Annotated in this window: 22 protein-coding genes and 1 pseudogene; 18 read left to right on the top strand and 5 right to left on the bottom strand. The window is 61.1% G+C overall.

Annotation, left to right across the window (positions count from 1 at the left end; genetic code table 11):
- The first annotated feature begins 644 nt into the window (after window positions 1–644).
- The 8 genes from J4E08_RS24445 (at window position 645) to J4E08_RS00035 (ending at window position 7,301) form a co-directional block, all read left to right on the top strand.
- Window positions 645–1,400 (top strand): iron chelate uptake ABC transporter family permease subunit, encoded by a 756-nt coding sequence (locus J4E08_RS24445; protein WP_502949236.1) that lies wholly within the window; start codon window positions 645–647, stop codon window positions 1,398–1,400.
- Window positions 1,401–1,707: 307 nt separating this feature from the next.
- Window positions 1,708–2,169 (top strand): DUF2867 domain-containing protein, encoded by a 462-nt coding sequence (locus J4E08_RS00005; RefSeq protein ID WP_349536757.1) that lies wholly within the window; start codon window positions 1,708–1,710, stop codon window positions 2,167–2,169.
- A gap of 233 nt (window positions 2,170–2,402) precedes the next feature.
- Window positions 2,403–3,203 carry an AraC family transcriptional regulator gene (locus tag J4E08_RS00010; protein ID WP_349536758.1) on the top strand — a complete coding sequence of 267 codons (801 nt, stop codon included), beginning with the start codon at window positions 2,403–2,405 and terminating at the stop codon, window positions 3,201–3,203.
- 77 nt (window positions 3,204–3,280) lie between these two features.
- Window positions 3,281–3,808, top strand: a complete 528-nt coding sequence (locus J4E08_RS00015) for a phenylalanine--tRNA ligase beta subunit-related protein (RefSeq protein WP_349536759.1) — start codon at window positions 3,281–3,283, stop codon at window positions 3,806–3,808.
- A gap of 3 nt (window positions 3,809–3,811) precedes the next feature.
- Window positions 3,812–4,423 (top strand): LysE family translocator, encoded by a 612-nt coding sequence (locus J4E08_RS00020; protein ID WP_349536760.1) that lies wholly within the window; start codon window positions 3,812–3,814, stop codon window positions 4,421–4,423.
- Window positions 4,420–4,779, top strand: coding sequence for a hypothetical protein (locus J4E08_RS00025; RefSeq protein ID WP_349536761.1), 360 nt, complete (start codon window positions 4,420–4,422; stop codon window positions 4,777–4,779). Before J4E08_RS00020 ends, J4E08_RS00025 begins: the two co-directional genes overlap by 4 nt.
- Before the next feature lie 684 nt (window positions 4,780–5,463).
- Window positions 5,464–5,745, top strand: a complete 282-nt coding sequence (locus J4E08_RS00030) for a hypothetical protein (protein ID WP_349536762.1) — start codon at window positions 5,464–5,466, stop codon at window positions 5,743–5,745.
- Between the two features lie 305 nt (window positions 5,746–6,050).
- Complete coding sequence (locus J4E08_RS00035; protein WP_349536763.1) at window positions 6,051–7,301, top strand: methyl-accepting chemotaxis protein; 1,251 nt, start codon at window positions 6,051–6,053, stop codon at window positions 7,299–7,301.
- A gap of 250 nt (window positions 7,302–7,551) precedes the next feature.
- Here J4E08_RS00035 and J4E08_RS00040 read toward each other — a convergent pair.
- The 3 genes from J4E08_RS00040 to J4E08_RS00050 all read right to left on the bottom strand — a co-directional run bounded on the left by J4E08_RS00040 (window position 7,552) and on the right by J4E08_RS00050 (window position 11,017).
- A protein-coding gene (locus tag J4E08_RS00040) for an IS3 family transposase (RefSeq protein WP_349536764.1) occupies window positions 7,552–8,753 on the bottom strand; the annotation gives its coding sequence in 2 pieces (ribosomal slippage) (window positions 7,552–8,504 and window positions 8,504–8,753; 1,203 coding nt in all).
- 156 nt (window positions 8,754–8,909) lie between these two features.
- A complete protein-coding gene (locus tag J4E08_RS00045; RefSeq protein ID WP_349536765.1) occupies window positions 8,910–9,470 on the bottom strand; it encodes a GNAT family N-acetyltransferase in 561 nt (186 codons plus the stop codon).
- Window positions 9,471–9,493: 23 nt separating this feature from the next.
- A complete protein-coding gene (locus J4E08_RS00050; protein WP_349536766.1) occupies window positions 9,494–11,017 on the bottom strand; it encodes an MFS transporter in 1,524 nt (507 codons plus the stop codon).
- 74 nt (window positions 11,018–11,091) lie between these two features.
- Here J4E08_RS00050 and J4E08_RS00055 point away from each other — a divergent pair, with 74 nt between their 5' ends.
- From J4E08_RS00055 to J4E08_RS00065, 3 genes and pseudogenes are all read left to right on the top strand, one after another.
- On the top strand, window positions 11,092–11,640 hold the full coding sequence (locus J4E08_RS00055) for a TetR/AcrR family transcriptional regulator (protein ID WP_349536767.1): 549 nt from the start codon (window positions 11,092–11,094) through the stop codon (window positions 11,638–11,640).
- A 294-nt stretch (window positions 11,641–11,934) separates the two neighbouring features.
- Window positions 11,935–12,977: pseudogene (locus tag J4E08_RS00060) on the top strand (IS5 family transposase).
- A 398-nt stretch (window positions 12,978–13,375) separates the two neighbouring features.
- On the top strand, window positions 13,376–13,534 hold the full coding sequence (locus J4E08_RS00065; protein WP_349536768.1) for a hypothetical protein: 159 nt from the start codon (window positions 13,376–13,378) through the stop codon (window positions 13,532–13,534).
- Window positions 13,535–13,694: 160 nt separating this feature from the next.
- On the opposite strand, the gene J4E08_RS00070 is transcribed toward J4E08_RS00065, so the two are convergent.
- Window positions 13,695–14,405 (bottom strand): GntR family transcriptional regulator, encoded by a 711-nt coding sequence (locus tag J4E08_RS00070; RefSeq protein ID WP_349536769.1) that lies wholly within the window; start codon window positions 14,403–14,405, stop codon window positions 13,695–13,697.
- Window positions 14,406–14,549: 144 nt separating this feature from the next.
- On the opposite strand from J4E08_RS00070, the gene dctP reads away from it, so the two are divergent.
- From dctP to J4E08_RS00100, 6 genes are all read left to right on the top strand, one after another.
- A complete protein-coding gene (gene dctP, locus J4E08_RS00075) occupies window positions 14,550–15,572 on the top strand; it encodes a TRAP transporter substrate-binding protein DctP (protein ID WP_349536770.1) in 1,023 nt (340 codons plus the stop codon).
- A gap of 76 nt (window positions 15,573–15,648) precedes the next feature.
- Window positions 15,649–16,170 (top strand): TRAP transporter small permease subunit, encoded by a 522-nt coding sequence (locus J4E08_RS00080; protein ID WP_349536771.1) that lies wholly within the window; start codon window positions 15,649–15,651, stop codon window positions 16,168–16,170.
- Entirely contained in the window at window positions 16,160–17,476 is a 1,317-nt protein-coding gene (locus tag J4E08_RS00085; RefSeq protein ID WP_349536772.1) for a TRAP transporter large permease, read from the top strand. The genes J4E08_RS00080 and J4E08_RS00085 overlap by 11 nt, the downstream gene beginning before the upstream one ends.
- A 14-nt stretch (window positions 17,477–17,490) precedes the next feature.
- Entirely contained in the window at window positions 17,491–17,652 is a 162-nt protein-coding gene (locus tag J4E08_RS00090; protein ID WP_349536773.1) for a hypothetical protein, read from the top strand.
- Window positions 17,653–17,656: 4 nt separating this feature from the next.
- Window positions 17,657–19,402 carry an L-arabinonate dehydratase gene (gene araD / locus J4E08_RS00095; protein WP_349536774.1) on the top strand — a complete coding sequence of 582 codons (1,746 nt, stop codon included), beginning with the start codon at window positions 17,657–17,659 and terminating at the stop codon, window positions 19,400–19,402.
- Between the two features lie 12 nt (window positions 19,403–19,414).
- Window positions 19,415–20,140, top strand: coding sequence for a ribonuclease activity regulator RraA (locus tag J4E08_RS00100; protein ID WP_349536775.1), 726 nt, complete (start codon window positions 19,415–19,417; stop codon window positions 20,138–20,140).
- Between the two features lie 333 nt (window positions 20,141–20,473).
- Here the strand turns inward: J4E08_RS00100 and J4E08_RS00105 are convergent, their stop codons facing one another.
- Entirely contained in the window at window positions 20,474–21,385 is a 912-nt protein-coding gene (locus J4E08_RS00105) for a LysR family transcriptional regulator (RefSeq protein WP_349536776.1), read from the bottom strand.
- Window positions 21,386–21,612: 227 nt separating this feature from the next.
- Between J4E08_RS00105 and J4E08_RS00110 the strand changes: the two genes are divergently transcribed.
- On the top strand, window positions 21,613–22,896 hold the full coding sequence (locus J4E08_RS00110) for a TRAP transporter large permease (protein WP_183965667.1): 1,284 nt from the start codon (window positions 21,613–21,615) through the stop codon (window positions 22,894–22,896).
- Window positions 22,897–22,908: the final 12 nt, after the last annotated feature.

Below are 22,908 nucleotides of genomic sequence, written 5' to 3' on the forward strand. Positions count from 1 at the left end.
AATACATCAACGGCTTCTACAATCCGCGACGCCGACACTCAGCGTTGGGCTGGAAAAGCCCTGTCGCGTTCGAGCGGAAGGTGGCCTAAACGAGCACCAGGGGCGGCACGAAAGCGCGACAGGTCCAATCGAGTGGATTGCCAATAACGCCCCCGGGATTCGAGAGGGTCGTCGCGAAGAAGCTCGGCCTGGTCGCCGTGCAATATGAATGGAACATCGACTCGGATATGGAGGCGCCGACGGTCGGCTGGGAGACCATCGCCCTCGCTGAATCCGATCTTGTCGTCATCGCCTACATGGACCGCCGCCGCTTTGCCGCGGACGATGTGGAGGAAAAGCTTGAATTTCTGCTCAATCGGCCAGTGGCTAGCCAGATGACGGCCGTTTGGAAGGGGCGGATCATTGAGAGGGACGCGCACGCGATAAGCGCGACGGTGTGGTCCGTCTACGGGATGGAGACGCTGTGCAGGGCGCTTTTGGAGATGTCGTTCGAACGACCATGGTCTCTATGCCGCGCCACTCGTCCTCGGTCTTACCATGCTGGCCGGGACTGCCGGCGGAGAGACTCGTTTGCCTTTCGTCACGGTCCTGCAGATTTTGGCCAATCACCTTTGGGGCGCCGCGTATTTCTTGGTCGGATCGACATGGGCATCACTTGGAGCTATCGCCTTCCCTGGGCCATCGTCACCGCCTGTAGTGGCGCGGCGCTCGCGCTGACGGGCGTTGGGTTGCAGGCACTGCTACGCAACCAGCGTGCCGATTCTTATCTCGTGGGCCTGTTTGCGGGGGTCTCGACCGGCGCGCTCCTCGTCTTCGGGTATGTCGTGGTCTTGGCCCATGCCGTAAGCGGAGGCGCGGGCGGCGACCGTGCCACACAGGCCGCAGTCGCGATCATCCTAGCGGGCATCGTCGCCTCGCAGATGTTCAACGCGCTGACCGCTTTCACCATCGCCTGCTCCGCCAACGCCGAGCAGGCGTGCGGGATCATGTTCTTGCTGATGGGCAACCTTTCGGGCGTTCGGTGTGAGTACGCGAGGTCATGCGCTCTGGTCTCCCTTTCCGAGGGTGGGCCTAGGCCTCTGTCACCGGCGCGGCCTCGATACGTTCACTTTCGGCATGGACGGAGCAGCGTCGCTTGGCATCAATATGCCGGCCCTGCGCGGCGGGCTCATCAAGGCGACTGCGATCATGGTGGGGTCCTTGTCTCGAGGGTAAGGGCAATCAGTTTCATCGCTCCACGCCATCCTCTTTCTCATCGGCAAACGCCACGAACGTGTGGTGCCCGCCCGGCGCTTGGCGGGGCCGCGTTCTGGCCGATGCGGCAGATCTCGGACGCATGCCCTACCTCTCGCCACTGCGGGGGAGGGGGGCGATGTTTCTGCGGTGTCGGACGTACTTGATCCGGTCGAGATGACCGTATTCGCCCATCGCGTCTAGCAAACGCTACCGGGCGGTGAAGACTGGCGTGTCCACATAGCCGACCTTGGCCTCTCAGCGGATGCTGCATGTGGTCGTAGCGTCCGCTTCGGTGAAACTGCACCGCGGTATTGCCATCCCCCCGAGGTCCGATCACGCCCGGCAGCGACGCCACGCAAGAGCGATCAAGCGCTTGGCCCTGCAGCGCAGTGAAGACACGGAACGAGCCCATATTGCAAAATGCTGCTGCGTGGCTAAGCTGCTCTGATTATCAGCATGGCAGGCAGTTACATGCGAATCTTGGCTCCCCTGGAAACACTCGACTATTTTGACAGTCAAACTGTGAGCTTGGCGCGCGAAATCTCGCCTTTGCAGGCGTGGAACCTGATCACGGAAGACCCGCAGCCTCTTTTGAAAATTGCATTCAAGGTACGCGATGCTGTTTCGAGAAAGTTTGGCGTGAAGTCCATTGGCGGGTTCTCAGGCACTTCGACAGATACTGTCAGCGGAGGAGACTACCTGGACTTCTTCTTGGTCGAACACAGCGACGACGACACGTTGGTTCTGACGGAACGAGATCGGCATCTTGATGTGATGACCTGCGTGTCGTCACAAGGAAATGAGATCTCCATCACATCCTCTGTGACCGTGCATAATTTGTTTGGCACAGCTTACATGATACCGGTGGGCATAGCTCACAAGGTGATTGTCAGAAATATGCTGCGTCGACTTCAAAGGAAACTATCGTTGTAAGACTCAAGGTCCGCACTCCCGACCTTTATCTGCGGCAAAAATCTCGATCGTACTTGCAGGTTCAGCTAAGGTCCGGTCCGAGCCCAGTTTGGCGAACGTCGCACCCGGTCCTGGCGGCAGAATGGGCGTGATAGCGGACACTTCCAAGTCGATTGCCAGGAGGCGTTGAGACATTCTTCGTTGTCGGGCCTTCGGTCCCTTTTCAAGAGATGCGTAACCACTACTTTGAGACAATGCACAGCGCACTGCATCATCAAATCACCTCTGACGGCATCGAGGCCTTGGCACTCTGCTCGGACCGCAGCTTTCCGTGCCACAGCCATGACGAATTCGGCTTCGGCTATCTCGTCGCGGGCGGTCAGGAAAGCTGGAGCGGGCGCGGGCTCGTCGAGGCTGGACCAGGCGACGTGATCACGGTTAATCCGGCGGAAATCCACGATGGGCGGGGCCAACCCGGCGCGCCGCGCCACTGGCGGATGCTGTTCCTGACGCCTGCGGCGCTGGCCCGCTTTGGGGATGTGGCGGCTGAGACTGTGGAATGGCACGATCCGGTCCTCTCCCATCCCGCAACCCGGATCGCAGTGGCGGGGGCCTTCGCGGCGGTGGTGGAGGAAAGGCCCGATCCCGTGCAGATCGAGGAGGCGCTGCTTGCCGCGATCCGCGCCCTTGCAGGCGAAGCACTGCCCATCGCGGGGCACCGGTGCGGGCCTGTGCCGACCGGGCCGGTCGCGCGTGTGCTTGACATGATCGCTCAGGATTGGGAGGCGCCCTTGTCGCTGAGCGATTTCGCGGACGAGGCGGGGATGAGCCGCTATGGCTTCCTGCGTCGCTTCGCCCGTGAGGTGGGCACCACGCCTCATGCCTACCTGACCCAGCACCGGGTGAAACGCGCGCGGGAGGAAATCGCCACGGGCCTGCCGATCGCCGAAGCTGCTCTGGCGGCGGGGTTCGCCGACCAGAGCCACCTGACCCGCGCCTTCGCTCGCCAGTTTGGCCTGCCACCGGGCCGCTTCCGCTCTGCGACCCGCGCCTGAAGGGCAATATTCTTCAAGCCCGCCGGCACTGCGATGCGCTATCTCGCAAGCATCCTAGAACCCATGGCGAGGACCCGATGCACTTTTCCTATTCTTTCCAGATGCGAACGATCTTCCCCGGACGCGCGACGACCGTGATCGCGCAGCGCGCGGTCGATGCTGGTGCCGATGCTACGCCGGCTATCGCGATCATCCAGCACGACGCCGCCGCCCAACGAATTGAGGCTAGCGAGGCGAACGTCCCCGAGATTACAACTTGGCGCGCCGCCTGTGTGCCGATGGCCTTGAAGCCGATGAAATATCGCTGCGCCGCCGAGGCGATCTTGCAGTTTCGCAAGGAGGGGAGGCTGTCCGCAATTCATCCGCTCATCGACCGGTGCAATGTCGCTCAGCTTGCCTTAGCCACGCCAGTGGCGGTCTTCGACCTCGACCGGATCACGGGCGATCTGACAGTGCGCGCAGCAGAAGGTCACGAGGGATATCCGGCCTTCTCGGGTGGAACCGAGCAGCCCGAGGCACTGCCGCCCTTGGCGACCGTGACGCAGAAAATGGTGCTCGATCAGCCTGACACCGTTTTCGAATTTTCTCCAGAAAAGGAAGCCTGAGCCATGGATCCCGCCTTCCTTCTGACCTCGATGATCGTGGTTCTCGCGCCTGGCACGGGTGTTCTCTACACCCTCGCCATCGGGCTTTCGCAAGGTGCGCGGGCGAGCGTCATCGCTGCCGCAGGCTGCACGCTCGGGATCCTCCCCGCGATGCTTGCCGCGATCTTTGGGCTCGCAGCGCTGCTGAAGACCAGCGCGATGGCATTTGAGGTTTTCAAGATCCTCGGTGCCCTATACTTGCTCTGGATGGCCTGGTCTGTACTGAGAGAAAAAGGCGCGCTGGAGATCGCACCCGAAGGCGCGGCCCAGCCGTTGCCGCGCGTGGCGCTCGCGGGGTTCGCACTCAATATCCTCAACCCCAAGCTCGCGATCTTCTTCCTCGCCTTCCTGCCGCAATTCGTGCCCGCCGGGACCGCGGCGCCGGTCGCGCGGATGCTGGGACACAGTGTGGTCTTCATGGCCATGACCTTTGTCGTCTTCGTGGGCTATGGCGTGTTGGCCGCACAGGTCCGGCACTATGTCGCCACGCGTCCCGCCGTGATGGCATGGCTGAAGCGCGGCTTTGCCGGAGCCTTCGTTCTCCTCGCCGCCCGTCTTGCCCTTACCCGGGCATGATCCTCAAGCCCCGGCGCGATGGAAAGCAGACCCCCAATCGACTCAAAAAATCCCGCACTGCCGCAGCGCATTTTGGTCTCAAGTCGCGAAGAGAGATCAGTCAGGTGAACACGGGCAACCCCGGCCGAATATCACAGGCAGAGGACGGAGAGGTTCGTGCAATGCTGTATGCCGCGGCCAATACGATGGTGACCATGGCAGGGTCGCAGATCAAATTCCATGGCCTGGGATGGATGCGCATCAAAGGTCGCCGTCGCGCCTTAGTCGCTGTCGCACGCAAGCTGGTTGTCTTACTGCATCGTATGGGGCTCGACGGCACAGAACTCTATCAGGGAAAGGCGAGAGGCAGGGCATGAACCAAAAGCCCCCCAATCGACCTGGTGGGATCGTCCAATTCGGACGAGGTCTGTGGGTGAAGTCCAAATTGTTTGCTGCGCAAAATAAAGCGCGTCGGGAAGCAGGGCTCTCCACAACCGTTCCGACGCATCCATGCAGCGGTGCCATTCGAAGGCCAAGACTGACTGCGAAGAGAGGGGTGACCCGGATAAGCGATCAACGATCGCATAAAGAAGGAAGACGCGCTTGATCCAGACATCCAATTGGAGAAGCGGTCGCTCTCGAACCTTAAAGAAAAACTCGAACTCCATATTTGAGCGGACGTTCAATCGGGTATCGAGGCCGGCGGCGCCCGTCTGGCCGACACGGAATTCCAGCAATGTATCGCAAGCACCGATGCCCTCGGCGCTCTCTCAACCCGGTATGCTGACGGCGCGATCGGCCAGGCTGGGTTTATTTGCAGTCGTGCGCGAGCAAGTATCGCCCGTCCAGCCGCTGCGTCGCGTGAAGTCGTTTGTCTGCGTTGCCAACAATTCTTGGGCAGTCCCTTTGACTCAACTCCGACAAGTTGAATGAAGAAAACCGCGACCGGATCGCTAAATTGGTTTTTGCGGGGAAGGCTTAACAGCAAAGTAAAGTCTCGCCTGTATCTCCACAGCATGGTTTGAGTCTATCGGGAATCCGAGATGCGTGTCGCTGCCACTATGATGTTTTTGATTCTGGGGCCACTGATCGTGGCCCCTGTCTTGGCTCTGACAGGTCGGCCGGATCAAGCAGAAACCGCTTTTCTCGTTATCGGGCCGATGAACGGCCTGCCGGAGATCCTGCGCCGTGCGGGCGGACATTCCATCGGCCCGACGCGCGCCCCACTCGCCCTTCTCGCTGTTGCAGCCACTCAACCTGATAGCTTTCCAGAACGCCTGCGCGCCGAAGGCGCATGGTTGGTAATCGATGGTACAATCGCAGCGCAGCTATGCGGAGTTTAGAATGACAAACACGCCCTCGTCTTTGGAAGTTGCCCAAGCTAAAGGCCTGCGCTTGATTGGATACCTCAGCCTTCTGATGGTGCCCGTTCCTGGGATCGGCGCTTGGCTGGCTGGCTTGGCACCCTGGCCTTATCTCGCGATCTCCATGGCAATTGCCGCTGTCACGTTCAGCCTTCAGCGGCGTGGTGGAGGTACCGGGCGGATGGCGGTCTCGCTAGGCGCGATGGGACAGTTGCCACTGCTGACCGCGGCGCTGGCCGGGAACTCGTGGCAGCTCGACACTCATCTATTTCGCCGTTCTGGCCGTGTTGGTTATCCTGCAAGACCAGAAAGCGCTCCTTGCCGCGTCAGGGATCGTCGTGCTCCACCATGCGATACTGACCTTTCTTCTGCCGACGCTGATCTATCCAAGCGGCGGCTTTCTGATCGACCTGGGTCGCCTGACGCTTCATGGTACCGTCTGGGTAGCCGAAACTGCGGGCCTGTATTTCCTTCTGCGGACGCAACTCGGCCAGCGTAGCCAGATCGAGCAGGAGACTGAAAGACTGTCCGATGCTCTGATGAGCTCCCGGGAACTGGAGTTGAACCTGACCAGAAAGGAAGCGGAACAGTCCAATGTCATGGATCAGTTCAGCAGGGCATTGGCCAAATTGGCGGCAGGAGATCTCACAACGCGGATCGAGACGGACTTTCCGGAGCAGTTCGAAACCCTGCGAACCGAATTCAACACTGCGGTAAACTCGTTGTCTGTCGCCATGGCAAGCGTCCAGGGAAACGCGGACTCGATCAAGACGGACACAAGGAACATTGCGTCGGCATCCGAGAACCTCGCCAAGCGAACAGAGGATCAGGCGAATGCACTGGGGAGTGTGACCTCTCGCATCGACAAGATCAGCGAAGCCATGGCCTCCGCGCCAGAGGATGCGAGCCAGACCGCTCTGACGACAGCCGATACGAGAAACGATGCCGAGAATGGCATGAAAGTGGTCGATGGTGCCCTCGAGGCAATGGAGCAGATCAAAAGTAGCTCAAATCGGATCCAATCGGCCGTCGTTCTGATCGAGGACGTGGCATTGCAAACCAACCTCCTGGCGCTCAACGCCGGCGTGGAGGCTGCGCGTGCAGGGACGGCCGGCCAGGGATTTGCGGTTGTCGCGTCAGAAGTGCGCGCACTTGCCGGTCGATCCTCGGTTGCGGCGCAGGAAATCAGCGCCCTGATCAACGACAGCGCCCGACAGGTTCAAGCGGGTTCGGAACTCGTCGACAAAGCCGGTGCCGTCCTGCGCAAAGTCCTCGACACCGCGCGGACCGCATCCGCCTCCATGGAGAAAATCGCGTCTACTGTTGCAACCCATTCGCAGGGGATCGCGGATTTGAAGCTCACCATGGGGGAGCTTGATCGGCTTACGCAGCAGAATGCAGCCATGTTCGAAGAAACATCCGCAGCAACAACTGCCTTGACAGCTGCTACCAATCTGCTCGGCGAAGTCGTGGCGGAGTTTGAGAATGTCGCGGAGCGGGATGAGCCCGCACTGCTTTTCAGCCAGTCCGCATAGATGTCAAACAAGGTCTGACATGGCGGCCACTTCTTGGAATAAGCGGCTTCCCTAGAACTTAACATGTTATCCAGCGTAATTCGCGAGCATGGTGAACGGCGCCTTCGAAGATTTTGGTGCATACGCCATCGATAAAGCGCGAAGTCAGCTCTGGGCCGAGAGTGACGAAGGGCTCTGAGGTGCTCTGCATCGACCGCTGCAGCGCCGCAAGTCCGGTATGAGCCTGACCTGCCCCCTGCTGGTTCCTCATTCATAACGAGAGTCTGCAGTTTGGATTTTGGTATTTTGGTCCTGCATCTGGCGCAAGCGCGCCGGGCGCGGAGCCCTCAAATTGCTCAAGCGTCCGGCGCGCTTGCTGCGACGTCAGGGTCTTAAGCAAGGAATGCGGTCTGACCGCATTGTAGTCGTAGCGCCAGAGGGCCAGCTTGCGCCGTGTGTCGTCCAGGCTGTCGAAGATTTCCTCGTTGAGCAACTCGTCCCGCAGGCTGCCGCTGAAGCCTTCGATGAACGCGTTCTGCTGCGGCTTGCCGGGATCGATGTAGTGCCACGGCACCTTGTTCTCGCCGGCCCATTTCAGGATCGCCCGACTAGTGAACTCGGTGCCCCTATCGGCAGATTTTCTGTGCAAATCGCCTGCCGGGCAGCGGTTGTCGCTGACGATGCAGCCGGGCTTGCCGTAGATCCGGATCAGGGCGCTGAACTCCCGGGCAACCCGTGCGCCGGACAGGCTGGTGTCCGCGACACGGCACAGGCATTCCCGCGTGCAATCGTCGATCCCAGCCAGCATTCGGAACTTCCATGAGGCGTCGAAGCTATCGGATACGAAGTCCAATGACCAACGCGCGTTGGGATGCGCGGCAACCGGCATCGGCACCCTCGTGCCGCGCGCTCGCTTCCGGCCGCGCCGCCGTCTCACCGACAGCCCTTCTTCGCGGTAGATCCTGTAGAGCTTCTTGTGTTTCATGGTCATGCCCTTGCGTTCCAGCAGCACGCCGATCTGGCTATACCCGACCCGACTCCGCGTGCCGGTGATCTCCTGCATCTCCTTGCGGATCTCGGCGCAGTCCGGCGGGCGTTCACGCCGGACTGTCTTGGGATCGACACCGACCAGTCTGCACGCCCGGCGCTGCGAGAGGTCGTGATCCCGCATCACCCGGAGCGCAGCGTCTCGCCGCATCGTCAATGTCGTCAGCTCTTTCCCAGCAGGTCTTTCAAGACGACATTGTCCAGCATGGTGTCCGCCAACAGACGCTTGAGCTTGGCATTCTCGTCCTCCAGCGCCTTCAGCCTGGCGGCCTCGGAAACATCCATGCCGCCATGCTTGGCCTTCAGTTTGTAGAACGTCGCGGTGCTCAGGCCATGCCTGCGGCACACCTCGGCCGTCGGCATCCCGGCCTCCTGTTCCTTGATCATCCCGATTATCTGCACCTCGGTGAAACAGCTCTTACGCATGTGTCTGCGCCTTCAGAGTTGGCGCAGGCTCTACATTAAAGTGAGGAATTTCGCGGGGGGCAGGTCAAGTCCTATGTGGCCGTCGGCCCCAATGCCCACCGCCGCCTCCTGTCACTATAAGTCCATAAAGTTCTGCCATTGCCCTTGCCGGACAACTTACCTGCACTCGCCTCTCGCCAGCCGCTTACTGGAAGCGCTCCATTCCCGTTTAAGTAGTGCGTATTGCAAGGTGTTCTCGTAGATAGGGCGGCCGGTATCATCGTTCTGGAAGGAGATGTATTCCAGAAACAGCCCCTCCCGTCGCATCCCCAACCGCTCGCAGAGCTTCTGCGACGGTAGGTTGTGATCTTCGACATAGGCATAGAGGCGTCGAATGTTTTGGGCCTCAAACAGATCAGCAAACAGCGCACGTGCAGCTTCAAACGCATAACCTTGTCCCGAAAACGCAGGATTGAAGTTCCATCCAACCGAGACCGTGTCACCCTCAGCATGTGCGAACAGATCGCCGATCAGCTGGTTGCTGTCCTTGAGGCAAACGGCAATCTGGGCGTCGTCCGCACCGCGCCGGTCGGCCTCGGCCAAGGCGGCATCCGTGTCCCGGAGGGTCAGCGAGAGAAAGCAGCTCGCAACCGGGGATTTCAGGTAAGCCAGCAGTCCGCCGGCATCCTCGCGACGGAAGTTTCGAAGAACGAGGCGGTCGGTTTCGATCAGTTTCATGGTTTTCACTCTCAATCTGGAGGTCAATGGTGCATTGCATCGGTGGACTGGCGGTACCCTGACAGCGCGATCCACACGGCCGCCGCCAGTGCCATGATCACGGCCGCCGCGCTGGTCAGCAGAACGGCATGTGTCTGGCTGAAGGCCGCCTTGCCGGCGGCAATCAGCGCCGCGCCTTGGTCCTTCGACAGCCCCGCGGCGACAATGTAGACGTCACCGATGCTGCGGGATGCAGCGTCCGCCAAATCGGAGGGTAGATCTGCCGGAATTTCGATGGCGCCTGCGAAGGTGCTGGCCATGAAGACGCCGAACACGGTGATGCCGAGGCCCGTGCCCAGCTCGTATCCGGTCGCCTCCAGCGATCCTGCCGCGCCGCCTTTCTCTGCCTCGACGGCGCCCATGATCGCGATCGAGGATGCGGTCAGCCCGATGCTGAGCGTAAGTCCCAACAGGGCAAGCGTCGCGGGCACATGCCAGCCGGGAGCGTGAAAATCCTGATGCGCCAGAAACAGCAGCGACAGCGCCGCCATAGCGAGCGACAGGGCCGCCACCAGGCGCAGACCAAAGCGATTGGACAGCCAGCCCGCTACCGGTCCTCCCACAGCCGCTGCCGCCATGATCGGCACCATGAACAGTCCGGCCTCGAGCGGCGTTTTGCCCAGAACGTATTGCAGCTCCTGCGCCAGGGTCAGCTCGACCCCGGCCAACGCACCGGAGGCCACCAGCGCCATCATCAACCCCGCCACAATGGCGGGACGCGACAGGAGCGACAGATCCAGCATCGGCGCCGCCGCGCGCAGCTGCTGGCGCACGAAAATCGCAAGAAGGGCCGCCCCGCCGGCAAGCAAGGCTGTTGTCACCACGGGCGGATGTTTGGCGCCAAATCCCGCCTTGATGCCGTAGACCACCGCGATCATCCCTGCGATCAGCAGCAGCGCCTGGGCGAGGGGCCAGGGACCGGGGGTCATGCGCTCGGCCCGGGGCAGCAGCAGAAAGCAGGCCGGGGCCACGACCAGCATGACGGGAACGTTGATGAGAAAGACCGAGCCCCACCAGAAATGCTCCAGGAGCGCGCCGCCGATCACGGGACCCATGGCAGCGCCCGCGGCACCGACTGTCCCCCAGAGGCCGAGCGCCATGGCCCGTTCACCCGGATCCTCGAAGGTTTTGCGGATCAGTCCCAGCACACAGGGCATGATCATCGCCCCGCCAAGCGCCAGCACCACGCGCGCGGCGATCAGCTGGGCCGGGCTTTGCGCGAAGGCCGCGAAGGCCGAGGCAGCGGCGAAGACGACCAGCCCACTCAGCAGGATTCGTCGGTTGCCGACCCGGTCCGACAGCGTGCCCATCGGCACGAGCAACCCCGCCATCAGCAGCGGGTAGATGTCGATGATCCACAGCACCTCCGTCGACGAGGCACTCAGTGCTTGCGTCAGGCTGGGCACCGCGACATGCAGGATGGTCATGTCCAGCACAACCGGGAGGAAGGCCAGCATCACTGCCAGCAGGACCAGCCAGCGCTTGGGATTGGGATGTGGGGTGGTCATGGTGCGCCTGTTGATTCTTTGGACAGGAGTTGATTTAAATACATACGTATGGATTTCAATGGGGAAGGGAAGCGATGGGCCGGACGGCGAAAATCACCCGCGACGGGCTGCTGAACGTGGCAGAGGGCATCGTGCGCAGCCGTGGCGGGGCTGCGCTGACCATCAGCGCGCTGGCGCAGGCGGCGGGTGTGTCCAAGGGCGGGGTACAATATTCCTTCGCCAGCAAGGACGCGATCGTGCGTGCGCTGATTGACCGCTGGACCGCGCAGTTCGACGAACTGCTGGGCGACCCACCGCCCGAGGACCCGTTACGCTTCGTGCGGCGCTACATCGCGGCGACACGGGCCTCGCAGCAGGCGCTGAACGCCAAGATGGCGGCGCTGCTGGTCAGCTATCTGGAGGACCCGGCCAACATGCGGGAGACCCGTGACTGGTATCGTGGGATCTTCGCACGCCTGTCCGGCGATGGCCCAGAAACCCGCGCCGCCCGGGTGGCCTTCTTGGCGGTCGAGGGCCTGTTTCTGATGCGGATTAACGGCTTGGACGATGAGAACAGCTGGGCAGAATTGCTGGACGACGTTCAGGAGATCTTGCAGACGTTGGTTGGAGCACCAGAAAAGTGAACCGTACCGACTTGATCAAACATACCTGTCCTGCCCGATGACACCGTTGGCAGTCATCAGGCAAGTCGAAGGCTGTTCCAGTTCTCTCCGGCGTCGGCAGTGATGGCGTGGATAATCGAACGGCAGCTTACTGTTCGCAACCTGCTGACCTTCGCCCACCAAGCCATGCTGCATGGTTCCGCAAATAACCTGTGTGGATGGCTCCCGCAGTGACGGGCTGCCATGGGAGGGGCAGCAGAGGGCCGATCATGACGTTTTTGGGCAAATCGGAGGGAGGGATTTCCTTAGCGAATCCTGACGGTTAGGTCGGGCGTAAGCCGAAGTCCACACCCCACACGCTACCGCACGACGAACTGGTCGACCTACAACGCGTCGCTCAGGCAACGGGGCTCGCTCTCGGTCTTTTTTGATCCGGACATGGTGTGGCATGTGGAGAAGTCAGGCAAACGGGGAGGACCCGAAATCTTCTCGGATACGGCGATCCAAACCTGCCTGACGCTCAAGCGTGAAGGGCGTTCCGGAATTGATCCAGTGGATCAATGGAGCCTGGAACGGTCGAAGCCCCGGGCTTTTCGGACTTCCGCTCCGCCAGACGGTGGGACTTGTCGAGAGCTTGATCCTTATGGCCCGGCGCGATTGGCCGGTTCCAGATTTTCGACCTTGTGGCGTCGCCAGGTGCGGCTCGCGGTGCAGATCCTGTATCGCGCCTCCGGGCAGCCGCTGAACCTTTTGATCCCCTCTCGTGACATTGCTTCGCAGTGCACTGCCGGGCAATGGATAGCACCTTTATCAAGTTCCGTGCCGATGGTGAGTGGCTGATCCGCAAGCATGGAGCCTCGCGCCGCAGGCAGTGGCGGAAGATGCATCTCGCCATGGACGCAGGCACGGGAGACGTCCGCGCTGTCGAGTTCACGTCCAGCCGTCAGAGCGACAGCCCGCTGCTGCGAGAATTGTTGTCCCAGATCCCGCCCGACGAACTATCGATACCGTCACCGCCGAAGGTGCCCATGACACGCAACGGTGTCATAGAGCGAGGGGGGCCATGCGATCAGACCCATCCGTCTAAGCGAACGCGCTTGGAAGGCAGACTGTCCCGCGATCATTGCGCGGAACGGAATTCTGCGTGCAACCGGGCACGTGGTCCGGGCGCTCCGGAAGAAATGGGCGCGATACCATGTTCGCAGCAGGGGAGGGGACAGGATGAACTGCCTGCAGCGCTTGGGGAGCGGATCCTGTCACGAGCCCCCGAACGCCGAACCGTCGAAACTGACATCCGCATCGCACTCATGAACACCTTCCGGGCCCTCGGCAGGGCCGAGATCGAAGCCGTCGCCTGAACTCAGGTGGGAAGGGCAAACTCATCCTCCAACCTGATTTGCGAAACAACGCTGTCTGACACTTTCAACTGCGATATCAGCACGTTCGAGAACCGGCCTTCCTTGCGGAAGCTGTCGATCATGCCTTGCCCCTACCACGGGGGGGGAGGGGATGATTCGCTGGTTAGGCTCTTCGGAGGTGAGCCAAGTTTCGGGAAAGTTCGGCTTGGAGAACCGGCGTCCGGCCTAGGAATGCTTGGAGTAGCGTTGGCGGTTCCAGACGGGCTGGCCGATGTATAATTCGTTGTTTGGGACCCCGGTGCCGCGCGCGGGGTGCCCGTAAATCATGTCGCCCTTCCGGTGACCGATGCCTTCGCCGCGTAAGCGTGGGGCATCTCCGGAGGACCCAAGAGCAGAGAGTGTCCGAGATCGCGGAGATCAATGCCGCGGCTACGGCCGTTCTCGAAATTGTCCGCGCCTTTTCGCAAGCCCAGCGAGAACGGACCGCGAAGATCCGACGCAAGCTGACCGCTAAGATCATTGTGCTCAATCCGCGCATGAAGGGCCTCTTGAGTTGATCACGGCCAAGCCTGGGCGGTGAGATGAGAAACCGGCAATCTAGGCCCTATGTGGCTTTCTCCCTCGAAGGTGATCAATGTGGCCAGCCGCCGCAACGCCGAAACCGTGTCATACTACGGCGCAAATCCGAAAACCTTCAGGGAAGCGAAAGGTCTGCTTTCAGAAAAACTCGGGATGCTGCGATTTGATTTTTTCAACGCTCGCTAGCGTGCCCGTGAGGTGACCGCGAACTTCGGACTCAACCGTTGCCGTGTCGCCAGACGCAATCGCATCGAGAATGCGTCGATGGTACGCTAGGATCTCGCTCGCCTTGCCCGGATCGGGCAGGTTCAGGTTCCTGAGACGGTCGATGTGGCCCGACCTTTCGGTGACGAGATCCCAGAGATCGGGTACGTCAGCTGCTTCGAAAAGGGCGCGGTGAAAGGCTCGATCATCGACAACAAAGCGCTCCAGGTCGCCCGACTCCCAAGCCTGCTTCTGCCTGACCAGCGCGTTCTCGGCCGCCCCCAGGAGGTCGCGGCTCCGCGCAGACGTCAGCTGGCGCGTGACTTGTATTTCAAGCGAAAGCCGGAGAAATTGAGTTTCCCGTGCGTTATCGATGTCTATTTTCGACACTTCCGTTTTCGACTGAGGGTAGATGTAGAGCAGTCCTTCCTCTTCGAGGCGCATCATCGCGTCGCGCACGGGTGTCTGGCTGACCCCATAGAAGTCCGCGATCTCGGTGCGGGACAAATTCTCGCCCGGTGCGAGATCAAGTTTGATGATGCGTTCGCGCAGGGCGTCCCGAATCTGCTGACTGGCAGAGCTCTTGCGAAGCTTTCCGTTACGATTTGACGCTTTTCCCAATGTGACGACTGCCAGCGAAGACATTATTCCCCCGGTTTTTCAGTGACGTTGTCGGAGATACCGGCCAACGCATTCAACCATATAAGACGTTATTGCCAAAGATACACTAATATATTAGTACATTTGTTGAGCAGGGGGAGCTCTGCGCGATTCCATGGGAGGAACATCATGAAACTTTCGAAAGCTGCCTTGCTGGCCGCAACCGCTTTGGGCTGTGCATCCGGCGCGCAGGCCGAAACCCTCAATATTCAGACCTCTTTCAACGCGGGCGATTTCTCGACCCAGTACATTACCGAGACATGGCTGCCGAAAATCGATGAGCGTACCGAAGGACGCATCCAGATCGTTTTGACGCCCAATGGCTCTGTCGTGCCTGCAAAAGAGACGCTCGATGCGGTGGCCGCCGGTGTTCTTGATGGCGACTTCACCTCGGTGAACTATTTCGCGGGGCTCGAACCTGCCTATGCGATCATGGGCGACCTGATCTCCGGATACGACACGCCCGAACAGATGCTGGGCTTCTGCAAGGACGGTGGCGGGGAGGCCATGATGCAGAAAGCGGCGGATGCCGTGACAGGCGGCGAAGTCACCGTGGTGGCTTGTGGTCCTTACTCGCGCGAGGCTCTGGTGGCCCGGACCCCGATCCGCACCTTCGAAGACCTCGCGGGCAAGAAAATCCGTTCACCGGAGGGATTGGCCGCGGCCGTGTTCTCGGCAGCCGGTGCTTCGCCCGTTTCGATCCCCTTTTCCGAAGTCTTCGGCGCGCTTGAAAAGGGCATCGTGGATGCGGCGGATGCCTCTGCCTACGTAAACAACGACGCCACCGGCCTGCAGGACGTCGCGCCTTTCCCGCTCTATCCCGGCATCCATTCGATGCCGTCGATGCAGTTGACTGTGAACACCGCCAAGTGGGAGGCCCTGTCCGAGGAAGACCAGACCGCTCTGCGGGAATGGTGGTACGAGGCGATGTACGCCATGGCCGCAGAGGTGTCGAAGCTGGACGCCGAGATCGCCGAGCGTGACGATGCGACCAACGACATCGAGGTGATCGACTGGGCGCAAGAAGATCGCGACCAGCTGCGTGTCGTCGCACGGGAGCAGTGGGAAGACTACGCCCAGAAATCAGAACTGGCGCAGGAGGCTCTCGCGGCGCACATCGCCTACATGACAGAAATCGGTCTGTTCAAGTAAGCCTCCACTTCGGGTGACGCACCGCCCGCGCGGCCGGTGCGTCACATCCTTGCCATTCCACTGCCGGGGGTATGCGATGAAACGCATCTTCGCGGGCTATGCCGATGCGATGGACAGTTTTAGCGTCTTCGTCGGCCAAGCCTGTTCTGTTCTCTTTTTCGCCTGTATCGCGATCTCTGCCGCCGAAGTGGTGCTGCGCTACGGGTTTAACGCACCGACGCTTTGGTCAACCGAGCTTGCCATGACCCTGTGTGCCAGCGCCTGGGTCCTGTCGGTGGGCTATGTCACGCAGCGCCACCGACATATCTCGATCACCATGCTGGAGCTGATCGTTGGCGAACGCGTCTGGCGCAATTTCCGCCTGATCCAGATGCTGATCGCCACCGGTGCGCTCCTTGTGCTGACAATGGCACTTTACCATCCCGCGGCCAAGGTCATGGGGCGGACCGAATATTCGGGTACTGCGATGAACTCACCGCAGCCGACATACCTCAAGATTTTGCTCTTCGTGGGCTGCATCTTCTACATCCTGCAATTGCTGGCCAACATCATCCGCTGGTTCCAGCACACCGAAGGGGACGTGACCGGTGGGCATTGAAATCATTACCCTGCTGATCGTCATTTCCCTCCTGGGGCTGATGGCGCTTGGCGTACCGCTTGGCATCACGACGCTGACCGTGTCGCTGGCGACGGCGATCCTGTACTTCGGCGAACGCGCCGGGTTTTTCATCGTTGCGGCCAACGTCGGCGAGGTGCTGCACAAGTACGAGCTGATCGCGGTTCCGTTCTTCGTCTTCATGGCCAACGTGCTCGAACGATCCGGGATTGCAAAGTCGATGTTCGATTCCATGGCGATCATGGGTGGGCGGTTCCGAGGATCGGTTGGGGTCCAGACCACATTTGTTGCGGTCCTTCTTGCGGCGATGTCGGGGATCATGGGCGGTGAAATCGTGATGCTGGGCCTGATCGCTTTGCCACAAATGATGCGCTTGGGATATGATCGCAAGCTGGCCATCGGGATCATCTGTGCGGCCGGTGCGCTGGCAACGCTGATCCCACCTTCGGTCGTGCTGATCATCTATGGCTTGGCGGCACAGGTATCCATCACCAAACTCTTCGCAGCGTCCGCAGTGCCCGGCATGCTGCTGGCATCGCTTTACATCGCCTACATCCTGATCCGGGTGCGTCTGAACCCGGAGATGGCGCCGATCTACGACGTGCCCGAAACTGGCCTGCCGTTCTTCAAGCGCCTCAAGTTCCTCAAGGGCATCATTTTGCCGGCCCTGCTGATCGGCACGGTTCTGGGAGTGATCTATTCCGGGGTCGCCACCGTGACCGAGGCCGCCGCCATTGGGGCCGTCGGCGCGCTGGTCGTGGCCGCATCGCGCCGGGAATTGACGTGGAAAATGGCCCGCGATGCCATGCGCCAGACGGTGCTGACCGTCGGGTCAATCATCTGGCTGGTGATCGGGGCCGTGTCGCTGATCGGGATCTACAACCGCATCGGCGGGGGGGAGTTCCTGCGCGGAGTTCTGACTTCGCTCGATGTCGGCCCGATCTGGGTGATCGTGGTGATGATGCTGATCGTGATGGTGCTGGGCACTTTCCTTGAATGGATCGCGATCATCTTCATCACGGTGCCGATCTTTGCCCCGGTGGTGATCGACCTGGGTTTTGACCCGATTTGGTTTGGGGTGCTCTTTGCGATGAACATCCAGATGTACTACCTGTCGCCACCCTTCGGCCCGGCGTGTTTCTTCCTGAAATCGGTCGCCCCCAAGGAAATCCAGTTGCAGGAGATCTTTGTCGCGGTCTTGCCCTTCATCGCCCTTCAGGCCGTCGGCTTGTTCCTCGTGCTCGCGTTCCCGCAGATCGCCCTGTGGCTGCCGTCGATGCTGGATTGAGAAAGGAAAACAAAATGAACCAAGACGATCTCACCAAGCAGGACGAGGATCTGCCGGCCACCGAGTTCGATGGCGAGGAGCGCGCGGATCACCATGATTTCGGCAGCTGGCCCGAGATCGCGGGGCTGATCTTTACGATCCTTGTAACCTGGTTAATTTTCCAGTTCCGGGGATAGGATCATGACAAGCAAGAAACCCCGCAAGACCCCGCAGGACCTGCGTTCGGCGCGCTGGTTTGCACCGGACGACCTGCGCTCCTTTGGCCACCGATCGCGGATGATGCAGCTGGGCTACGCCGAGGAGGATTTCCGCGACAAGCCCATCATCGGCGTGCTGCACACATGGTCCGAGCTCAACACCTGTCACAGCCATTTTCCCGAGCGGATCAAGGATGTGAAACGCGGTGTCACCCAGGCCGGGGGCCTTGCCGTCGAAATGCCGGCCCTGTCGGTGGATGAGAGCTTTACCAAGCCGACGTCGATGCTCTACCGCAACATGCTGGCGATGGAGGTTGAGGAAATGATCCGCTCGCATCCGCTGGACGGCGTGGTGCTGATGGGTGGCTGCGACAAGACCACCCCGGGTCTGGTCATGGGCGCTACGTCGGCGGGCGTGCCGATGATCTTTCTGCCTGCCGGGCCGATGCTGCGCGGCAATTACGCGGGCAAGATCCTCGGCTCCGGCTCGGATGCGTGGAAATACTGGGACGAAAGGCGCGCTGGCAACATCTCGGATCAGGAATGGCTGGGCGTGCAGGGCGGCATCGCGCGGTCTGCCGGCACCTGCATGACCATGGGCACTGCCGCGACGATGATGTCGATCGCCGATGCCATGGGCCTGACCATGTCCGGTGCATCGTCGATCCCCGCAGTCGACAGCAATCACCAGCGCATGTCTGCCGCCTGCGGTCGGCGCATCGTCGATATGGTCTGGGAGGATGCGACCCCTGACACGATCATCACCGACGCATCGGTTCGCAACGCGGCCATGGTCGCCATGGCCACGGGCTGTTCGACCAACGCGGTCGTGCACCTCATCGCGATGGCCCGCCGCGCGGGGGTGGACCTGACGCTTGACGACCTTGACGCCTTGGGACGCAACACGCCGCTGATCGCCAATGTCCGGCCATCGGGCAAGGACTACCTGATGGAGGATTTCTATTACGCCGGCGGTCTGCGCGCGCTGATGAAGCAGATGGAGGCGCGGCTCGACACCTCCTGCGTGACCGTGACCGGCAAGACCGTGGGCGAAAACCTCGAAGGGGCCGAGGTCTACAACGATGACGTGATCCGACCGCTCTCCAACCCAGTCTATCACGAAGGGTCGCTCGCAGTGCTCAAGGGCAACCTCTGCCCGCAGGGCGCGGTGATCAAACCCGCCGCCTGCGATCCGAAATACTACACCCACGAAGGCCCGGCGCTGGTATTCGACAGCTATCCCGAAATGAAGGCGGCAGTGGATGACGAGACGCTCGACATCACGCCCGATCATGTCATGGTCTTGCGCAATGCAGGGCCTTTGGGCGGGCCCGGCTTCCCGGAATGGGGCATGCTGCCGATCCCCAAGGCGTTGATAAAGCAGGGGTACCGTGACCTGTTGCGCATCTCGGACGCGCGCATGTCGGGCACCTCCTACGGCGCCTGCGTGCTGCACGTCACGCCCGAAAGCTATGTCGGCGGGCCCTTGGCGCTGTTGAAAACCGGCGACACAATCCGGCTGGATCTGGCGAAGCGGTCGCTCGACATGCTCGTGTCCGAAGAAGAGCTGGAGGCGCGCCGCAAATCGCTCAAGCTGCCTGAACCGCGTTTCGAGCGCGGCTACGGCTACATGTTTTCGAAACACGTCACGCAGGCCGACGAGGGCTGTGACTTCGACTTCCTGCAAACCGATTTCGGCAAGACAGCCGGCGAACCAGATATCTTCTAAGGGGCTCATACCATGACCGACTACGTCCTCTCCGATTCGACCCGAGAGAAGCTCAAACGCATCTCGACCGCGTCTATCGCCACCCAGCTCTACAAGCGCGGCCTGCGCAACCAGTTCATTCAGGGTGTCGCTCCGCTGTCTGACAAGGCCGAAAATATGGTCGGGCAAGCCTTTACGCTGCGCTACATCGCGGCCCGTGAAGACCGCAATCAGCTCGAGGTGTTTCGCAACGCTGACCATCCGCAACGCGTCGCGGTTGAAACCTGTCCGCCTGGGCAGATCCTGGTGATGGACGCGCGGGGAGATGCCTCCGCCGCGACCGCCGGGTCGATCCTTGTCACGCGGCTGGCCGTGCGCGGCTGCGCGGGTGTCGTCTCCGACGGCGGGTTTCGCGATGCGAAAGGGATCGGCAAGCTGGATATGCCCGCCTATTGCGCCGGGGCCTCCGCGCCGACGAACCTGACCAAGCACGAGGCGCTCGACATCAACGTGCCGGTCACCTGCGGTGGCGCGCCTGTCTTCCCCGGTGACGTGCTCGTGGGCGACGGCGACGGTGTCATGGTGATCCCGGCGCATCTCGCCGATGAAATCGCCGAGGTCTGCTCTGGCATGGAAAGTTTCGAGGATTTCGTCCTCGAAGAGGTCCTAAATGGTGCGCCGATTATCGGGCTCTATCCCTGCACCAAGGACGAAAACATGCAGAAATTCGAAGAATGGCGACAGAAGAACGGGCGCTAACAGATTGACGGCGTTTATTATTGTCAGAAATGCAGGCCATTCAAGGGCGCTTAAAGGCAACTGCTCCTTACGGCAAACATCTTGTTGGGAGCCACTGTGCCGCTACAATGGCCATCTCCGCGCCCCTTAGGCTATGCTCCCGGTGGCGCGTTCAAGTTGCGCCGTTGAGCTTTGATGGCTTGATCCTCATAGACAGATAGAGACAGGATTTTGCGCGGATCGGTCAGGCTCTGGAGCCGTTCGACCGAGATGGGCCTCGGTCCAGCGCTGCACGGATGACGCTACCTTTGAGCCTGTGGGTTTGCCCCAGCATAACGTCCAAGAGCATCCTTCTCAGTTCAAGGGTTCGGCCAAGGCTTTGGCGTAGGCGCTTCGCATTGCCGAGATAAAAGCGGCGACCGGGCTTCGCTCCGGGCGGTTTGCCATTTGTGCCGCCGCCAGTTCCAGTTCGAGAGGCTCGGCCAAGGGAAGCATCCGCATGCCTGAGCCACGCAGGGTGCGGACCGAAAGCCGATCAACAACCGTGCAAAGACCCGCGCCACGCGCAAGGCCAACCGAGAAGGGGATGCTCAACGCCGTCAGACGGCGCCGAGGTTCAATACCGCGCCGGGCAAGCTCGGCCTCGACCAGCGCCCCCAGCGGCGCATGGATATTGTGGTTGACGTAATCGCAACCCTGCAGCCAAGCGAGATCGAAGACCTCTTCGCCGGCGCGGGGATGATCCGGCGGAACAACCGCAACGAGCGGCATAAGCCCGATGATCCACTGCCGCAGCTCGGGTCGGTCCCCCCATGCGCCCCCGACGACAAGATCGGTCGACCCTTCCTGCAGCGACGGCAGCTGATTGCTCTGCCGTCCTCCGTCCAAGACGACCTCAAGGTCTGGAAACTGCCCGTGGAGCTTTCCGATGGCGTCGGGCAGAACCGCGTTTGCAAGCGCCGCCGTGGCCATGATGCGCAAAGCTTCCTGTTTGCCGCGGCGGATCGAGTCCACCGACTGCTCGACCTGGCCCAACCGTTCGAACAGGCCTCCGCTTTCCGCGTAAAGCCTCTGGGCCTCCCAAGTGGGTTCAAGCCGCCCGGACACGTTGCGAAACAGCAGCAGCCCCAGTTCGTCCTCGAATATCTGGACATGGCGGCTGACCGTGGGTTGCGAAAGGCGGATGACACGCGCCGCCGCACTGACGCTGCCTGTTTCGAAAACCGTCCGGAACACCTGAAGCCGGTGCAGGTTGATGCCATTCATTTGCTTTGCCCGATCCTCCGAAGCGCCCACTTTTTCATCACACCAGCAATTTCAGCAGCAGCGACGCCGGTGGCGAACGGGCCGCATGCGGTGGGATGAAGCCCACGCGATTACAATTTCTTGTTACAATTCGGGAAAGACCATACGTCAAATGCATAGAGTGGCCAATATTTATCGTATTGCCTATAAGGCCCGGCATCAGTTGTGTTCCTCAAAAGGAGACATTGATGCCGATCTTACCTTTCCTATTCCTCTTTGCGACGCTTCTCTCGGGTTCAGCCATTGCCTATTTCGTCGGCGGAGCGACCATTGTCGGGTTCTTCACGCAGGACCAAGCGCGCTATCTTGCGGCGTTGCCGCAACGCGCGATGAGTCAGCTCGACGTTTTCGCCTTTCTGGCGATGCCGCTGTTCATCCTGACCGGAGAGCTGATGAACCGGGGGGGAGTGACGCAGGCGCTGATCCGCTTCTCGCTGTCCATGCTGGGCCGTTTCAAGGGCGGCATGGCGCATGTGAACATCCTGACCTCGGTGTTCTTCGCCGGGATTTCCGGATCTGCCACCGCCGACGCTGCGGCACTCGGCAACACGCTGGTGCCCGAAATGGAGCGGCAGGGGTATTCGCGCGATTACGCGACCGCCATCACTGCGGCGTCGTCAATCATCGGACCGATCATTCCGCCCTCAATCATCCTGATTTTCTACGGGGCGCTGCTGAACACCTCCGTGGTGGCGCTGTTCGCGGCCGGTGTCGTACCGGGCCTGCTGCTGGCGGGGGTCTTGATGGTGGTCAACGCCATCATGGCGCACCGCTACGGCCACCCGGGCGGCAAGGGGTCCGAGATCCCGCCGTTCTGGCCCTCGCTCTTGCAGGCGCTGCCGGCACTGTCGCTGCCAGTGATCATCCTGTCGGGCATTCTTTTCGGCTTCATGACCCCGGCAGAGGCCGCAGGCGTAGCCTCGATCGCGGCGCTGGCCGTGGGGATGTTCTATGGCAAACTGACCCGTCGCGACGTCTATGAGGCGCTGAACCGCACCGTGCTGCTGTCCGGCGCCGTCTTCATCATCCTCGTGGCTGTGGCAACCTTCGGCTACCTGACCTCGGTCGAGCAACTGCCGCGCAAGCTGGCCGAACTGATCGGTGAGATCGGCCTGAGCGCCACCGGCTACATGATCGTGCTGAACCTGATCTTCCTCGCGGCGGGCATGATCATGGACGTGAAGGCCGCGGTTGCCTTGCTGGGTCCGCTGCTGATCCCGCCGGCAATCGCCCTCGGCGTAGATCCGGTGCACATGGGCATCCTTGTCGGGTTCAACCTGACCGTGGGGCTGCTGACACCGCCGCTGGGTGGCGTGCTGCTGATCCTCTCGACCGTTGTCGACATTGGATACTGGCGCCTGGTGCGCGCCACCATGCCCTTCCTGATCGTCGAGCTGATCCTTTTGGGCGTGCTGATCTACGTGCCCGCGATCTCGCTCACGCTGCCGAGATACCTCGGCCTTATCAACTGACCTACCAACAGG

The sequence above is a fragment of the Sagittula sp. NFXS13 genome (assembly GCF_040148795.1).
Classification (GTDB): Bacteria; Pseudomonadota; Alphaproteobacteria; order Rhodobacterales; family Rhodobacteraceae; genus Sagittula; species Sagittula marina.

Bases quoted from the DNA above. Each gene is read 5' to 3' on its own strand.
- J4E08_RS24445 (WP_502949236.1), top strand. From the start codon at position 645: ATGGGCATCACTTGGAGCTATCGCCTTCCCTGGGCCATCGTCACCGCC.
- J4E08_RS00005 (WP_349536757.1), top strand. From the start codon at position 1,708: ATGCGAATCTTGGCTCCCCTGGAAACACTCGACTATTTTGACAGTCAA.
- J4E08_RS00010 (WP_349536758.1), top strand. From the start codon at position 2,403: ATGCACAGCGCACTGCATCATCAAATCACCTCTGACGGCATCGAGGCC.
- J4E08_RS00015 (WP_349536759.1), top strand. From the start codon at position 3,281: ATGCACTTTTCCTATTCTTTCCAGATGCGAACGATCTTCCCCGGACGC.
- J4E08_RS00020 (WP_349536760.1), top strand. From the start codon at position 3,812: ATGGATCCCGCCTTCCTTCTGACCTCGATGATCGTGGTTCTCGCGCCT.
- J4E08_RS00025 (WP_349536761.1), top strand. From the start codon at position 4,420: ATGATCCTCAAGCCCCGGCGCGATGGAAAGCAGACCCCCAATCGACTC.
- J4E08_RS00030 (WP_349536762.1), top strand. From the start codon at position 5,464: ATGATGTTTTTGATTCTGGGGCCACTGATCGTGGCCCCTGTCTTGGCT.
- J4E08_RS00045 (WP_349536765.1), bottom strand. From the start codon at position 9,470: ATGAAACTGATCGAAACCGACCGCCTCGTTCTTCGAAACTTCCGTCGC.
- J4E08_RS00050 (WP_349536766.1), bottom strand. From the start codon at position 11,017: ATGACCACCCCACATCCCAATCCCAAGCGCTGGCTGGTCCTGCTGGCA.
- J4E08_RS00055 (WP_349536767.1), top strand. From the start codon at position 11,092: ATGGGCCGGACGGCGAAAATCACCCGCGACGGGCTGCTGAACGTGGCA.
- J4E08_RS00070 (WP_349536769.1), bottom strand. From the start codon at position 14,405: ATGTCTTCGCTGGCAGTCGTCACATTGGGAAAAGCGTCAAATCGTAAC.
- dctP (WP_349536770.1), top strand. From the start codon at position 14,550: ATGAAACTTTCGAAAGCTGCCTTGCTGGCCGCAACCGCTTTGGGCTGT.
- J4E08_RS00080 (WP_349536771.1), top strand. From the start codon at position 15,649: ATGAAACGCATCTTCGCGGGCTATGCCGATGCGATGGACAGTTTTAGC.
- J4E08_RS00090 (WP_349536773.1), top strand. From the start codon at position 17,491: ATGAACCAAGACGATCTCACCAAGCAGGACGAGGATCTGCCGGCCACC.
- araD (WP_349536774.1), top strand. From the start codon at position 17,657: ATGACAAGCAAGAAACCCCGCAAGACCCCGCAGGACCTGCGTTCGGCG.
- J4E08_RS00100 (WP_349536775.1), top strand. From the start codon at position 19,415: ATGACCGACTACGTCCTCTCCGATTCGACCCGAGAGAAGCTCAAACGC.
- J4E08_RS00105 (WP_349536776.1), bottom strand. From the start codon at position 21,385: ATGAATGGCATCAACCTGCACCGGCTTCAGGTGTTCCGGACGGTTTTC.
- J4E08_RS00110 (WP_183965667.1), top strand. From the start codon at position 21,613: ATGCCGATCTTACCTTTCCTATTCCTCTTTGCGACGCTTCTCTCGGGT.